The organism is Cupriavidus sp. 96C5-1 (assembly GCF_057798855.1).
In genome coordinates, this window is record NZ_JBYOJU010000061.1 from 1 (window position 1) to 12,907 (window position 12,907).

Sequence of the window (12,907 nt, forward strand, 5' to 3'; positions counted from 1 at the left end):
ACCACGCCACGCAGTCCCCCAACCTTGAACCCGTTGCCACAGGAGCCCCCAATGGCCGAACTGATGAACCGCGATGATTTCCGTGCCGCCCTTGAAAACGCCATCAAGGGCAAGAGCGCCAACAAGGCCCCCTTCAGCGTGGCATGGGCCAGCGGCAAACTCTCCCGCGACCACCTCGCCCGCTGGGCCGAGAACCACTACCACTACGTCGGCCCCTTCGCCGACTACCTCGCCTACCTCTACGCCCGCACCCCCGACCGCTTCACCGAAGCCAAGGACTTCCTGCTGGCCAATATGTATGAAGAGGAAATCGGCGGCGATCGCCACACCGACCTGCTGATCCGCTTCGCCGAGGCCTGCGGCACCACCCGCGAGCGCGTGCTCGACCCCGACAATATGTCCCCCACCACCCGCGGCCTGCAAAGCTGGTGCTATGCCGTGGCCATGCGCGAAGACCCCGTCGTCGCCGTGGCCGGCCTGGTGGTCGGCCTCGAATCCCAGGTGCCCTCGATCTACCGCAAGCAGACCCCCACCCTGCGCGACAAGTACGGCTTCACCGACGAGGAGGTCGAATTCTTCGACCTGCATATCGTCTCCGACGAAATCCACGGCGAACGCGGCTACCAGATCGTCCTCGAGCACGCCAACACCGTCGAGCTGCAGCAGCGCTGCCTGAAGATCTGCGAGATCGGCGCCCAGATGCGCCTGCTCTACACCACCGCCCTCTACCACGACTACGTCGCGCAGGAGATCCCACTGCCCGAACTGGACATGGCCGCCTGAGGCCCGCCGCTGGGCAAAAAAAGCAGCATCGCATTGGCATTGACGGCTCCGCCCCGGGGCCTGACCGGATAGAGGCTTGGACATCATGGCAGTGGCACAGACAGACGAATTCAACAACTACATCAACGGCGAATGGTCGAAGAGCGCGAGCGGGCGCACCTTCGACAACGTCAACCCGGCCGATACCGCCGATATCGTCGGCCGTTTCCAGGCCTCGAGCGCGGATGATGCGCAGGCCGCGGTGGCCGCCGCCGCCGCCGCTTTCGACGCCTGGAAGAAGACCCCTATCTCCAGGCGCGCCAAGATCCTCAACGGCGCCGCCGACTACCTGGAAGCCAACGCCGACCAGATCGCCGAGGAACTGACCCGCGAAGAGGGCAAGGCGCTCAACCTGAGCAAGGACGAAGTGCTGCGCTCGGCGCAGACGATCCGTTTCTACGCCGTGGAAGGGCAGTCGTTCTCGGGCGAGACGTATCCGCAGGACGATCCCGACATGATCGTCTATAGCCAGCGCGAGCCGCTGGGCGTGGTGACGGTGATCTCGCCGTGGAATTTCCCGGTATCGATCCCGGCGCGCAAGATCGCCCCAGCGCTGATCGCGGGCAACACCGTGGTGTTCAAGCCCTCGTCGGACGCGCCGCTGAGCGGCTACCGCCTGGCGCAGGCATTCGTGGAAGCCGGCATTCCCAAGGGCGTGCTCAATTTCATCACCGGCCGTGCCGGCGACGTGGGCGCCGCCATCACCGAAGCCCCGGCGGTGCGCGCGATTTCCTTTACCGGCTCGACCGCCGCCGGCCGGCATATCCATCGCTCGGTTTCGCTGAGCACACGCACCCAGATGGAGCTCGGCGGCAAGAACCCGCTGATCGTGATGGAAGACGCCGACCTGGACCGCGCGGTGGACCTCACCATCAAGGGCGGCCTGTCGCTGAGCGGCCAGGCCTGCACCGGCACCAGCCGCGTGCTGGTGATGGCATCGGTCAAGGCGGCATACACCGAGAAGCTGCTGGCCAAGGTCAAGGCCCTGAAAATCGGCAGCGGCATGACGCCTGGCATGGACGTGGGCCCGCTCGCCACCCGCAAGCAGCTCGACACCGTGCTCGGCTACGTGCAAGCCGGCAAGGCCGAAGCCACGCACCTGTGCGGCGGCGAGCGCCTGGCAGGCGAGCAATACGGCAAGGGCTTCTATGTCTCGCCGGCCATCTTCACCGACGTCACGCAGCGGATGCGCATCGCCCGCGAGGAAATCTTCGGGCCGGTGATCGCCATCATCGAGGTGAGCAGCTACGCCGACGCCATCGCCAAGGCCAACGACACGGAGTACGGCCTGTCGGCCGCCATCGTGACCGGCAACCCGCGCTATGCGCACGACTTCGCGCACGACATCCAGTCGGGCACGGTCAAGGTCAACCGCACCACCACGGGCAACCTGATCAACGCGCCGTTCGGCGGCCTCAAGCAGTCCAGCACCTCCACGTTCCGCGAGTCGGGCCGGGCGGGACTGGAGTTCTACACCCAGATCAAGACCGTTTATCGCGGCTGCTGAGCCGGCGAAAACGCGTCAAATCGGCCTCAACTAAACAAGGAGCAGGACATGAGAAAAGCCATCAAGCTGGAACTGAAGGAAGCCCGCCACATGGTGGCGGCGGCCATCCGCAAGTCGGAGGAAATCGGCGTGCTGGAATCGATCTGCGTGGTCGATGACGGCGGCTATCCGCTGGCGCTGGAGCGCATGGACGGCGCGCGCATCACCGGCCCGCAGATCGCCTGGAACAAGGCCTTCACCGCCGCCGGCCACAAGCGCTCCACCCACCTGTTCAACCAGGCGCCCAACGGCCCCGCGCTGCCGGGCAATGAAGCCTTCGGCATCCAGTGGAGCTTCGAGGGCAAGTTCGCGGTGTTCGTGGGCGGCTTCCCGATCGTGGTCAATGGCGAAGTCATCGGCGGCATCGGCCTGAGCGGCGGCAACGGCGAGCAGGACACGGCATGCGGCGTGGCCGCGCTGCAGGCCCTGCAGGAACTGCTGGCCAGCGAAGACCTGAAGGTGCTGGTCGAAGCCGATATCAAGAAATAAGCGCCAAGCTTTGCGCAGGTCCCTTGTCTCCCACGTTTTCCGAGTCAGCCATGTCTTACCGCATTCACCTCGTCGAATCCCAGCAATCCTTTGAAGTCGGTGCCGGCGAATCGGTACTGGATGGCGCCCTGCGCGCCAATGTGCCGATGGCGCATGACTGCCGCTTTGGCGGTTGCGCGACATGCCGCGTCAAGCTGGTGGAGGGCACGGTGGCCTATGAGGAATATCCCATGGGCCTGACTCCGGAAGAAGAGGGCGAGGGCTTTGCGCTGGCGTGCCAGGCGCGGCCCACCAGCGATCTGGTGATCAGCACCGAACGCCCTGGCGAGCCATGCGCCGAGCCCGCGCGCCATACGGCCGTGATCCGCAACATCGCGCCGCTCAGCGCGGATGTGGTGCATCTCACGCTCGAATTGCCGCAGGCGGAAGCGCTCGACTACCGTCCAGGCCAGTACCTCAAGATCTTTACCGGCGACGGCATCGCGCGCAGTTTCTCCATGGCTTCGGTGCCCAGGGATCGCACGGTGGACCTGCATGTGCGCCGCATTCCCGGCGGCTACTTCACCGAGCGCTTGCTCGCAGGCCTGCGCTCCGACGACCAGCTGGACGTGGAGTTGCCGCTGGGCGGCTTCTACCTGCGCAAGGACGACTATCGCCCGCTGCTGATGGTGGCCACGGGCACCGGGCTGGCACCGATCAAGAGCATCCTCGAATCGCTGATGGACGATCCGGATTGCCCGCCGGTATCGCTCTACTGGGGCATGCGCTCCGAAGCGGACCTGTACCTGCACGAACAGATCCAGCAATGGGGCGCGCGGCTCTACGATTTCCAGTACGTGCCGGTGCTGTCGCGCGCCGGCGATGCATGGCGCGGGCGGCGCGGCCATGTGCAGCATGCCGTTGCCGCCGACCTGCCGGACTTGTCGGAGCACGCCATCTACCTGTGCGGCTCGCCCGACATGATCCGCGACGCCCGCGGGATGTTCCTCGGGCTTGGCGCCAGCGGCGCGCATATCTACGCAGACAGCTTCACATTCCAACGCAGCTGAACCATGGCGCGCGGGATGGTCCCGCGCGCCGACAAGACGAACATGTCCGACGACCACGGCAGTGTTCCACCCGCCCGCCTGGCGGGCTTTCCCGGCGAGAGCCTCGGCGCCCGCCATTCGCCGCTGTTCGCGCAGGTGACCGACACCTTGCGCCAGCGCATTGTCGGCGGCGTGTACCGCCAGGGCGACCGGCTGGTGGAGCACACGCTGTCGGCGGAACTGGGCGTGTCGCGCGTGCCGGTGCGAGAGGCGCTGCGCGCGCTGGCCGCCGAAGGCCTGGTGCGCATCGAGCCGCGCCGCGGCGCTTCGGTGGCGTGCCTGTCGGCGCATGTCGTGCGGGAGATGGTCGAGGTGCGCGCCACGCTGGAAGGCCTGAACGCCAAGCTGGCCGCGCAACGGCGCGATCCACGGCTGGTCGCCGAGCTGCGGGAGGTCCTGCGCCAGGGCAGCGCGGCCGCGTGCGGCGGCGAGGACGAACGCCTGCTCACGCTCAATTTCCGTTTTCACGAGGTGCTGGGCAACATCGCCGCCAATGGCGTGCTGCAGGAGATGATGCGCTCCTTGCGCGAGCGCACCGGGCTGGTGTTCGCGCCGGCGCACCGGCTGCGCGCGCAGCAGAACTGGGACGAGCACGCCCAGATCCTGCGGGCTGTGATCGCGGGCGACGCCGACCTTGCCGCGCTGCTCGCCGCCCGCCACGTCTACAGCGCGGCGGAGGCGGCCACGCCTGTCGGCCCCTGGTAGCCCGGCCGTCTGCCCCTAGCCGCGCAGCGCCACGGCAATGGCATGGTCCAGGTGCTCCATGCCGAAGGTCACGTCCTGTATCACGCCATTGACGAAGAAGGACGGCGTGCCGCGCACATGGCTGGCGAGGCCACTGTGCTGGTGCTCTCGCACGCGCTGCAGGTAGGTGTGGGCCTTCATGTCGTAGTCATAGCGCTCCAGATCCAGTTCCAGCGTGGCGGCGTACTCTCGCAGCATCGCTGGCTTGATGCCGTGATGCTGCTCGAATATCTGCTGGTGCATGGGCCAGAACTTGTGCTGGGCCCCTGCCGCCTCGGCCGCTTCGGCAGCGGCTTCCGCCTGCGGGTGCCAGGCCGACAGCGGGAAATGGCGGTACACGAAGCGCAGGCGGTCGTGGTAGCGGGCAAGCAGGATCTTCACGCCGCCGTAGGCCAGGCGGCAATACTGGCATTCGAAGTCCCCGTACTCCACCACGGTGACGTGGGCCGATGCAGGCCCCAGTAGGTGGTCGGTCTTTTCAACGGGCGTCGACAGCATGGCATTCTCCTTGAAGGTCTGGCGCATGGGGGTTGGCTTGCGCGCGCGCCGTGCCGCCGTCAGGCAATGACCAGCTTGTCGATATAGCACCAGCGCCAGGTTTCGCCGGGCTCGAACGACTGGATCACCGGATGCGCCGTGGCCAGGAAATGCCGGGTGGCGTGCTTGTTGGGCGAGTCGTCGCAGCAGCCGACATGGCCGCAGCACAGGCAGATGCGCAGGTGCACCCACTCGTCGCCGCTGCGCAGGCATTCCTCGCAGCCTTCGGCGCTAGGGGTCACGGAATGGATCAAGGCAAGGTGCGGACACGCCGTTGTCATTGCTGTACTCCCTGTTGGGCGCCGGCAGGGCAGGCCCATGCCGCGCGGCACGCGGATGAGCCAGGGTCTTTCATTGTAGGCGGCGAAGTTGCGAAGGGAAGCGTGGCTGTCGACGCGTTGCGCGCTGCTGTCGCCTAGACTCAACGGATGGCCCGATCCGGCCTGAAATCCGATTTCCGTTTCCCATTTCGCATATTCCATTGCACACAGGAGGATGACCATGACCTGCAAGATCCAGGTAGTCTTCTACAGCATGTACGGACACGTCTACAAGATGGCGGAAGCCGTGGCGGCAGGCGCGCGCGAAGTCGCCGGCACCGAGGTGACCCTGCTCCAGGTGCCGGAACTGGTGCCGGACGCCGTGCTGGAAAAGAGTGGCGCCAAAGCCGCCCGCGCGGCCTTTGCGCATGTGCCCATCGCGCAGCCGGACAAACTGGCCGACGCCGATGCCATCCTGTTTGGCACACCGACGCGGTTTGGCAACATGTGCGCGCAGATGCGCAATTTTCTGGACCAGACCGGCGGGCTGTGGATGAGCGGCGGGCTGGTGGGCAAGGTCGGCAGTGTCTTTACCAGCACGGCCAGCCAGCATGGCGGGCAGGAAACCACCATCACCAGCTTCCACAGCACGCTGCTGCACCAGGGCATGGTGATCGTCGGCGTGCCTTACGCCGAGGCGCGCCTGCTGGACATGAGCCAGATCACCGGCGGCACACCCTATGGCGCTTCCACCCTGACGGGAGCCGACGGCTCGCGCCAGCCTAGCGAGAACGAACTGGCGATCGCAAAGTACCAGGGCCGGCACGTGGCCGGCATCGCAGTAAAGCTCGCGGCGCGCTAGCGGGTACTTTCGGGTACGCCTAGGCCGGGCGCTCGTTCTCCACCTCGGCCAGCACCGCGTCCAGGGTGTCGGCCAGCAGGTCGGCGTGCGCTTCGGTGAACACCATCGGCGGGCGGATCTTCAGGATGTTGGCCGCTTCGCCGGTGGCGCCAACCAGCACATGGCGGCGCCGCAGCCCGTTGACGATGCGCGCGGTCTGCGCCGTCGCGGGCCGGCTGGCATCGCCGCCATCGAGAAACTCGACCGCCACGAAGAGCCCGGCGCCGCGGATATCGCCGATCAGCGGGTGCCGCGCCGCCACGCCCGCCAGGCGCTCGCGCAGGTACGCGCCAACGCGCCGTACCTGTGCCACGAGCTGCGTCTGCTCGATGACATCGAGCACGGCCATGCCGGCGGCGACGGAAACCGGGTTGCCGCCGAAGGTATTGAAATACCGGCACTCGCGGCCAAAGGCTTGCAGCACCTCGGGGCGCACGGCCAGCCCGGCGAGCGGATGGCCGTTGCCCATCGGCTTGCCCATGGTGACGATGTCGGGCACCACGCCATGACGCTGGAAGCCCCAGAACGCGTCTCCGGTGCGCCCCAGTCCCGGCTGCACCTCGTCGGCGATGAACACGCCGCCGGCCGCGCGGATGGCGGCCACCGCCTCCCGCAGGAAGCCGGGCGGATCGGTGAAGATGCCGTCGCTGGAGAACACGGTATCGACCAGCAGCGCGGCGGGGCGGATGCCGTGCGCGCGCAGGTCTTCGATGGCGTGCCGCACGCCTTCGGCAAAGGCCGCGCCGAGCTGTGCGGCCGGCACGCGCAAGCTGTCCGGCGCGGGCACGGTACGCACGTTGTCGCCAAGCTTCACGTAGCGCCCGAGCGAGGGCGATGCCTCGGCAATGGACGTGGTGACTCCGTGATAGGCAAAGCGCGTGATGATCAGCCCTTGCGCGCCGGTGTGGGCGCGGGCGATGCGCATGGCCAGGTCGTTGGCCTCGCTGCCGGTGCAGGTGAGCATGGCATGGCCCAGCGCGTCCGGCATGGTCGCCAGCAGGCGCTCGGCATAATCCAGGATGCCCTCGTGCAGGTAGCGCGTATGCGTGTTCAGCTGCGCCGCCTGGCGGGCGATGGCATCCACTACATGCGGATGGCAATGGCCGACGGACGCCACGTTGTTGTACGCATCGAGGTAGCGCTCGCCGCTGGCGTCGTAAAGCCATACGCTTTCGCCGCGCACGATGTGCAGCGGCTCGTCGTAGAACAGGCGGTACGCGGGCCCGAGCACGCGAGCGCGCCGCTCGGCCAGTTCGGCAACGCAGGGGATAGCTGCGGCAATGGTCATCGGATTCCTTGGTATCGTGGTCAAGCCAGTCCGCAGGCCCGGTGCAGGACGTTGCGCGCGTGCTCCGCGGGGATGACGTCGCAGGCCGCCAGCCGCTCCCAGGAGACCGCGTTGTTGCGCAGCAGGTAAGGGGCGTTCTCCGGATGCCGCGCGGCGCGCCAGCCGCTGATGGCGACCACCATCACCAGCCGGGCCTGCACCAGGTCGAACAGCACGTCGATCTCGTCCGCCTCCAGGGGCAGCACCGCGTGGTACGCGGCGACGAAGTCCGCCAGCGTGGCCATGGTATCGCCGGCCGGGTCGACCTGGTAGGCGGCGGCCACGGCCAGGTCGTCGATCAGCGGCGCATGGACCATGTCGCCAAAATCCAGCACGCCCGCGATGCGCGCATGGTCAAGCGGGTCGACCAGCACGTTGTAGATGTTGAAGTCGTTGTGGATCGGCTGGGCCCGCAGGCGCGCCAGCTGGGGCCGCACGTTGGCGGCGAAGCGATCCAGCGCGCGGAGTGCCAGTTTGCGGCGGCTCTCGTCCGGGACGCTGTCGAGCAGCCCGCGCACGCTGTCGGCACGCTGGATGTCCCACGGCAACGCCAGCTGGCCGGCAGGATGGCGGAAGTCGCGCAGCGCCAGGTCGAGCCGGGCCAGCGTGCGCGCCAGCGCCCGCGCCTGCGCCTGCGAGCGCTGCGCCTTGGGCAGCGGCTCGCCCGGCAGGTAGCTGAACAGCCGCGTCACGCGGGCATCCCCGCCGGGCGGCTGCGCGACCAGCGACGGCTCGCCCGCCAGGGTCGGCACGATCCGCTGCACGGGCAGGCCGGGATCGGCCGCGGCGATGTGCAGCAGTGCCTGGGTCTGGAAGTCAGCCACCAGCGGCAGCTCGGCGGGATGGGATACCTTGAGCATATAGCTTGCCGCCGGCGTCTCCAGCAGGAAGTTGCGGTCGCGCTCGCCGGTCAGCGGGGAGAGCCGCCCCGCCAGCCCGTACTGCTGCGCCAGCAGGTCCATGGCCCACGCCAGCGGGACTTCCGGAGAGCCTTCGCCAAGCACATCCGCGGCAGCCAGCGCCGCGCTTGCCGGCCCGTTCATGCCGCGCTCGCGAAGCCGCGCAGCGCGCTGGACAGGTTGGGGCCGAGATCGTCGGAGAGGTAGCCACCTTCCTGCACCAGCACCGTCGGCAGGCCCAGCCGCGCGATCTCCGCGGTGATGAGCGCGAAGCCGGGCGTGGTGACGGCCAGCGCCTGGTACGGATCGCGCTCGTGCGCGTCCAGCCCCAGCGCCACCACCAGCGCGCCGGGCGCGAAGGCGCGGATGCTCTGGCACACGTCGCGCAGCGCCGCCAGGTAGGCCTCGTCGCCGGTGCCGCGCGCCAGCGGCCGGTTGATGTTGTAGCCCAGGCCCTCCGCCTCGCCGCGCTCGTGCGCATGGCCGGTGAAGAAGGGCGTGAACAGCATCGGATCGCCGTGCAGCGACACGGTCAGCACATCGTTGCGGCGATAGAAGATGCCCTGCGTGCCGTTGCCGTGGTGCATGTCGATGTCGAGGATGGCAACGCGGTCATGGTGGCGGCGCAGGTGCTGCGCGGCAATGGCGGTGTTGTTCAGGTAGCAGAAGCCATTGGCGCGGTCCGCGTAGGCGTGGTGGCCCGGCGGGCGGCACAGCGCGTAGGCGGCGCGTTCGCCATCGGCCACCAGTTGCGCGGCATGGGTGGCCACGTCGGCCGAGCCGACCGCCGCGCGCCAGGTATTGGGCCCGATGGAGCAGGCGGCGTCGCCCATGTGGAAGCCCGCCTGGCCGACCACGCTGTCGGGGTAGGTGCAGGGCTGGCCGGGGAAGGGGTGGATGTTGGGCAACACCTCTTCGGAGGCATCGGGCAGGAGTTGCCAGCGGTCGTAGGCGGTTTCCAGGAAACGCAGGTACTCCGGCGTGTGGATCGCGGCGCGCGGGCCCGGGCCGTGATCGGCAGGGGCGATCACGTCGTGGCCGTCGGCGCGCACCGCCGCCAGCAGGCGCAGGGCGCGCTCGGGCTGCTCGTTGCTGCGCTTCATCCTGCCGCGCACCATGAACGCGTGCGGGTCGTGGTCGAGATGCAGATCGCTGTAGACGACTTTCATAGGACGGACTCCATGGCGGGCGCGTTGGCGACACCCTGTTTTTTCATGAACACCGCCCGGACATGGACCCAGGCGTCCTCGATATGGAAGCGCACCGCGGCCTGCGCCGCGGCTTCGTCACGCCGCGCGATCGCCTCGGCGATGGGGCGATGGGTCTCGGCCACGGCCTTGGGGTCGTGGTACACGCTGTCGATCAGCGCGACGATCATGCGGATCTCCGTTTGCATCATGGAGAACATGCGATGCAGGTAGGCATTGCCGGACAGCTCGCAGATGGCCGTGTGGAACGCCAGGTCGCGCGCCACCCGCTCGATCTGCGGCAGCGATTCCGCCTCCTGCACCATGCGCTCGACCATGGCCACGAGCTGCTGCAGCCCGGCCTCCGGCGCCTGCTTGCAGGCGAGCGAGGCGGCCATCAGCTCCAGGTTCAGCCGGACCTGGAACAGGTCGTCGATCTCGCGCACCGTGACCGTGCGCACCGCAAAGCCATGGCGCGGGCGCGACACCAGCACGCCCTGGCGCTCAAGCCGCCGCGCCGCCTCGCGCACCGGCGCGCGGCTGACATTCATGCGGCGGGCGATGTCCGCCTCGACGATGCGGCTGCCGGGCGGCAGGCGGCCTTCGACAATGGCCTGGGTGAGCTGGGCCTCCACCGCTGCCACCAGGTCGGAAACTTCGATGGAAGCAAACGGTGAGGATTCTTCGAATGCGGAATCAGACATGGGCTTAGTCCTTGGCTCGGGCTACGACCGGCCGCGCCGGCGCCGCTGGCGGCGCCAGCCGAGCGCGCAACGCGAGGTAGCCGCCCGACAGCATGATCAGCACGATGCCCGCCAGCGCGATGCCATCGGGCGGGCGCTGGAAGACAAAGGTGCTGATCAGCACGGCGAGCAGCAGTTGAAAGTAATTGAGCGGCGCGAGCGTGGAGGCGGCAACGCGCCGGAAGGCGGCAAGCAGCAGCAGCTGTGCCAGGCCGCTGCAGGCGCCGCCGGCCATCATCAGCAAGAGATCGGGCGCGGACGGCATGACCTCGGGCAGCGTCGCCAGCGCGGGCACGCCGGTCACCACCAGGCAGATCAGCGCGGTCCAGGCGTAGAGCACCGGCCCGGCAACCTCGCCGGCCAGCCGGCGCGTCAGCAGCTGGAAGGCCGCATAGCACACGGCCGAGACCATCATCAGCACGGTGCCGACGAAGGGCAGGTCACCGCCCGGCCGCACGATCAGCAGCATGCCGCCAAAGCCAGCCAGCACGGCCGCCCACTGCGCGGGTCCCACCCGCTCGCCCAGCACCGCCGGCGACAGTGCCACCATGATCAGCGGCGCGGTGAAGTAGATCGCCGTGGCCTCGGCCAGCGGCATGTACACCAGCGCCGCCATGAAGCAGCTGGCGACGATGCCAAGCGCCAGGCCGCGCGCCAGCAGCAGCCACTTGCAGGGCGTGCGCCACAGCTTCAGGCCGCCTGCGCGCAGCAGCCACACCAGCGCGATGACGCTCACCGACACGTAGCGGGTGAGGTTCATCATCGGCGCCGAGTGATCGCGCAGCATCCACTTGCAGAAGGCGTCGTAGCTGGCGAACGCCACCAGCGCGCAGAAGAACAGCAGGATGCCGTTGCGGCGCGCGCTCGCCGTGGTCAGCCGCAGCGAGGGATTGGCCGGCCCGGTCATCAGGCCGCAGCCTTGTTGCCACCATTGCCGCCATCGCCGCAGGCTGGCAACTCACGCTCCAGCGCCGCCATGGCCCGCTCGAAGCGCGCGAACAGTGCATCGATCTGCGCCTCGGTGATGATCAGCGGCGGGCAGAAGGCGATGGTGTCGCCCATGGCGCGCACGATCAGGCCTTGCTCCTGCGCCAGTTGCGCCAGGCGCGCGCCAGCCTTCAGCGCCGGGTCGAAAGCGCGCCGCGCCGCCGGATCCGCCGCCAGCTCGATCGCGCCCAGCAGGCCGACCCCGCGCACCTCGCCCACCAGCGCGCGCCCGGCATAAGCCCGCAGCGCCTGCTGGAAGCGCGGCGTGACCGCGTTCACGTGGTCGAGGATGCGGTCGTCCTCGTAGACCCGCAGCGTTTCCAGCGCCACCGCCGTGGTGACCGGATGGCCAGAGTAGGTGAAGCCATGGCCAAAGGTGCCGATCTTGCCGCTGTTGGCGGCAATCGCCGCGTGTACCTGCTCCGACACCATGACCGCCGAGATCGGCATATAGCCGGAGGACAGCGCCTTGGCGCAGGTGAGGATGTCCGGCTGCATGCCGTAGGTGGTGGAGCCGAACATCGCGCCGGTGCGCCCAAAGCCGCAGATCACCTCGTCGGCGATCAGCAGGATGTCATGGCGGCGCAGCACGGCCTGGATCTCGGCGAAGTAGGTGGCCGGCGGCACGATCACGCCGCCCGCGCCCATCACCGGCTCGGCGATGAAGGCGCCGATGGTCTCGGGGCCTTCCGCCTGGATCAGGGCTTCCAGCTCCTGCGCCAGGCGGGTGGCAAAGGCCGCTTCGCTCTCTTCTGGCGTGCCATAGCGGTAGTGGTGCGGGCAGCCGGCGCGCAGGATGCGGTCGATCGGCAGGTCGAAATCGCGATGATTGGCCTGCAGGCCGCTGAGGCTCGCCGCCGCCACCGTGACGCCGTGATAGGCGTTGGTGCGCGCGATGATCTTCTTCTTGTCCGGCTTGCCGATGGCGTTGTGGTAGTACCAGACCAGCTTGACGGCGGTGTCGTTGGCCTCCGAGCCGGAGTTGGCGAAGAACACCTTGGACATCGGCACCGGCGCCATCGCGACCAGCTTCTCGGCCAGCATGATGGCGGCCGGGTTGGAGCGATGGTTGAAGGTGTGATAGCAGGGCAGCGTGCGCATGGCCTGCACCCCGGCCTCGATCACGCGCGCGTGGCTGAACCCGAGCGAGCTGCACCACAGGCCCGACATGCCCTCCAGGTAGCGCTTGCCCTGGTCGTCCTCCACATAGATGCCGTCGCCTTTGGTGATGACGAGCGGGCCGACGCCGGGGTGGGCGGCCAGGTTGGTGAAGGGATGCAGGTGGGCCGCGATATCGTCGGCGGCAAGGGCGGCGTGCGAGGGCAAGGCGACGGTCATGTCAGTGACGTCCTGTGGTCGTGGTCTGGTGTGTCGGAG

Annotated in this window: 14 protein-coding genes; 6 read left to right on the forward strand and 8 right to left on the reverse strand. The window is 68.3% G+C overall.

Annotated features, from left to right (window positions below; genetic code table 11):
* Positions 1 to 51: 51 nt before the first annotated feature.
* From AC3FOF_RS39935 to AC3FOF_RS39955, 5 genes are all read left to right on the forward strand, one after another.
* Positions 52 to 783 (forward strand): iron-containing redox enzyme family protein, encoded by a 732-nt coding sequence (locus AC3FOF_RS39935; RefSeq protein WP_488728125.1) that lies wholly within the window; start codon positions 52 to 54, stop codon positions 781 to 783.
* An 85-nt stretch (positions 784 to 868) separates the two neighbouring features.
* Positions 869 to 2,329, forward strand: a complete 1,461-nt coding sequence (locus tag AC3FOF_RS39940; protein ID WP_488729782.1) for an aldehyde dehydrogenase family protein — start codon at positions 869 to 871, stop codon at positions 2,327 to 2,329.
* Between the two features lie 48 nt (positions 2,330 to 2,377).
* Positions 2,378 to 2,857, forward strand: coding sequence for a GlcG/HbpS family heme-binding protein (locus tag AC3FOF_RS39945; protein ID WP_276263722.1), 480 nt, complete (start codon positions 2,378 to 2,380; stop codon positions 2,855 to 2,857).
* A 50-nt stretch (positions 2,858 to 2,907) separates the two neighbouring features.
* Entirely contained in the window at positions 2,908 to 3,906 is a 999-nt protein-coding gene (locus tag AC3FOF_RS39950; protein WP_488729756.1) for a 2Fe-2S iron-sulfur cluster-binding protein, read from the forward strand.
* Between the two features lie 42 nt (positions 3,907 to 3,948).
* Positions 3,949 to 4,650, forward strand: coding sequence for a GntR family transcriptional regulator (locus tag AC3FOF_RS39955; RefSeq protein WP_488729757.1), 702 nt, complete (start codon positions 3,949 to 3,951; stop codon positions 4,648 to 4,650).
* A 15-nt stretch (positions 4,651 to 4,665) separates the two neighbouring features.
* Here the strand turns inward: AC3FOF_RS39955 and AC3FOF_RS39960 are convergent, their stop codons facing one another.
* Together AC3FOF_RS39960 and AC3FOF_RS39965 are read right to left on the reverse strand one after the other, a co-directional pair.
* Positions 4,666 to 5,187, reverse strand: coding sequence for a DsbA family protein (locus AC3FOF_RS39960; protein WP_488729758.1), 522 nt, complete (start codon positions 5,185 to 5,187; stop codon positions 4,666 to 4,668).
* Between the two features lie 59 nt (positions 5,188 to 5,246).
* Positions 5,247 to 5,507 carry a UBP-type zinc finger domain-containing protein gene (locus tag AC3FOF_RS39965; protein ID WP_276263718.1) on the reverse strand — a complete coding sequence of 87 codons (261 nt, stop codon included), beginning with the start codon at positions 5,505 to 5,507 and terminating at the stop codon, positions 5,247 to 5,249.
* Positions 5,508 to 5,727: 220 nt separating this feature from the next.
* On the opposite strand from AC3FOF_RS39965, the gene wrbA reads away from it, so the two are divergent.
* Complete coding sequence (wrbA, locus tag AC3FOF_RS39970) at positions 5,728 to 6,348, forward strand: NAD(P)H:quinone oxidoreductase (RefSeq protein WP_488729759.1); 621 nt, start codon at positions 5,728 to 5,730, stop codon at positions 6,346 to 6,348.
* Positions 6,349 to 6,367: 19 nt separating this feature from the next.
* Here wrbA and AC3FOF_RS39975 read toward each other — a convergent pair whose 3' ends face one another.
* Genes AC3FOF_RS39975 through AC3FOF_RS40000 form a run of 6 tightly spaced genes read right to left on the reverse strand, consistent with a single transcriptional unit; the run spans position 6,368 to position 12,868 of the window.
* The gene (locus tag AC3FOF_RS39975) at positions 6,368 to 7,675 is read right to left on the reverse strand and encodes an aspartate aminotransferase family protein (protein ID WP_488729760.1); all 1,308 of its coding nucleotides are present in this window, start codon (positions 7,673 to 7,675) and stop codon (positions 6,368 to 6,370) included.
* A 20-nt stretch (positions 7,676 to 7,695) separates the two neighbouring features.
* The gene (locus tag AC3FOF_RS39980; protein ID WP_488729761.1) at positions 7,696 to 8,757 is read right to left on the reverse strand and encodes a phosphotransferase; all 1,062 of its coding nucleotides are present in this window, start codon (positions 8,755 to 8,757) and stop codon (positions 7,696 to 7,698) included.
* On the reverse strand, positions 8,754 to 9,782 hold the full coding sequence (locus AC3FOF_RS39985; RefSeq protein ID WP_488729762.1) for a histone deacetylase family protein: 1,029 nt from the start codon (positions 9,780 to 9,782) through the stop codon (positions 8,754 to 8,756). Before AC3FOF_RS39985 ends, AC3FOF_RS39980 begins: the two co-directional genes overlap by 4 nt.
* Positions 9,779 to 10,504, reverse strand: coding sequence for a GntR family transcriptional regulator (locus tag AC3FOF_RS39990; RefSeq protein ID WP_488729763.1), 726 nt, complete (start codon positions 10,502 to 10,504; stop codon positions 9,779 to 9,781). The genes AC3FOF_RS39985 and AC3FOF_RS39990 overlap by 4 nt, the downstream gene beginning before the upstream one ends.
* A 4-nt stretch (positions 10,505 to 10,508) precedes the next feature.
* Complete coding sequence (locus AC3FOF_RS39995; RefSeq protein WP_488729764.1) at positions 10,509 to 11,450, reverse strand: DMT family transporter; 942 nt, start codon at positions 11,448 to 11,450, stop codon at positions 10,509 to 10,511.
* Positions 11,450 to 12,868 (reverse strand): aspartate aminotransferase family protein, encoded by a 1,419-nt coding sequence (locus tag AC3FOF_RS40000; RefSeq protein ID WP_488729765.1) that lies wholly within the window; start codon positions 12,866 to 12,868, stop codon positions 11,450 to 11,452. Before AC3FOF_RS40000 ends, AC3FOF_RS39995 begins: the two co-directional genes overlap by 1 nt.
* Positions 12,869 to 12,907: the final 39 nt, after the last annotated feature.

Bases quoted from the DNA above. Each gene is read 5' to 3' on its own strand.
- AC3FOF_RS39985 (WP_488729762.1), bottom strand. From the start codon at position 9,782: ATGAAAGTCGTCTACAGCGATCTGCATCTCGACCACGACCCGCACGCG.
- wrbA (WP_488729759.1), top strand. From the start codon at position 5,728: ATGACCTGCAAGATCCAGGTAGTCTTCTACAGCATGTACGGACACGTC.
- AC3FOF_RS39965 (WP_276263718.1), bottom strand. From the start codon at position 5,507: ATGACAACGGCGTGTCCGCACCTTGCCTTGATCCATTCCGTGACCCCT.
- AC3FOF_RS39945 (WP_276263722.1), top strand. From the start codon at position 2,378: ATGAGAAAAGCCATCAAGCTGGAACTGAAGGAAGCCCGCCACATGGTG.
- AC3FOF_RS39955 (WP_488729757.1), top strand. From the start codon at position 3,949: ATGTCCGACGACCACGGCAGTGTTCCACCCGCCCGCCTGGCGGGCTTT.
- AC3FOF_RS39935 (WP_488728125.1), top strand. From the start codon at position 52: ATGGCCGAACTGATGAACCGCGATGATTTCCGTGCCGCCCTTGAAAAC.
- AC3FOF_RS39980 (WP_488729761.1), bottom strand. From the start codon at position 8,757: ATGAACGGGCCGGCAAGCGCGGCGCTGGCTGCCGCGGATGTGCTTGGC.
- AC3FOF_RS39940 (WP_488729782.1), top strand. From the start codon at position 869: ATGGCAGTGGCACAGACAGACGAATTCAACAACTACATCAACGGCGAA.
- AC3FOF_RS39960 (WP_488729758.1), bottom strand. From the start codon at position 5,187: ATGCTGTCGACGCCCGTTGAAAAGACCGACCACCTACTGGGGCCTGCA.
- AC3FOF_RS40000 (WP_488729765.1), bottom strand. From the start codon at position 12,868: ATGACCGTCGCCTTGCCCTCGCACGCCGCCCTTGCCGCCGACGATATC.
- AC3FOF_RS39995 (WP_488729764.1), bottom strand. From the start codon at position 11,450: ATGACCGGGCCGGCCAATCCCTCGCTGCGGCTGACCACGGCGAGCGCG.
- AC3FOF_RS39950 (WP_488729756.1), top strand. From the start codon at position 2,908: ATGTCTTACCGCATTCACCTCGTCGAATCCCAGCAATCCTTTGAAGTC.
- AC3FOF_RS39975 (WP_488729760.1), bottom strand. From the start codon at position 7,675: ATGACCATTGCCGCAGCTATCCCCTGCGTTGCCGAACTGGCCGAGCGG.
- AC3FOF_RS39990 (WP_488729763.1), bottom strand. From the start codon at position 10,504: ATGTCTGATTCCGCATTCGAAGAATCCTCACCGTTTGCTTCCATCGAA.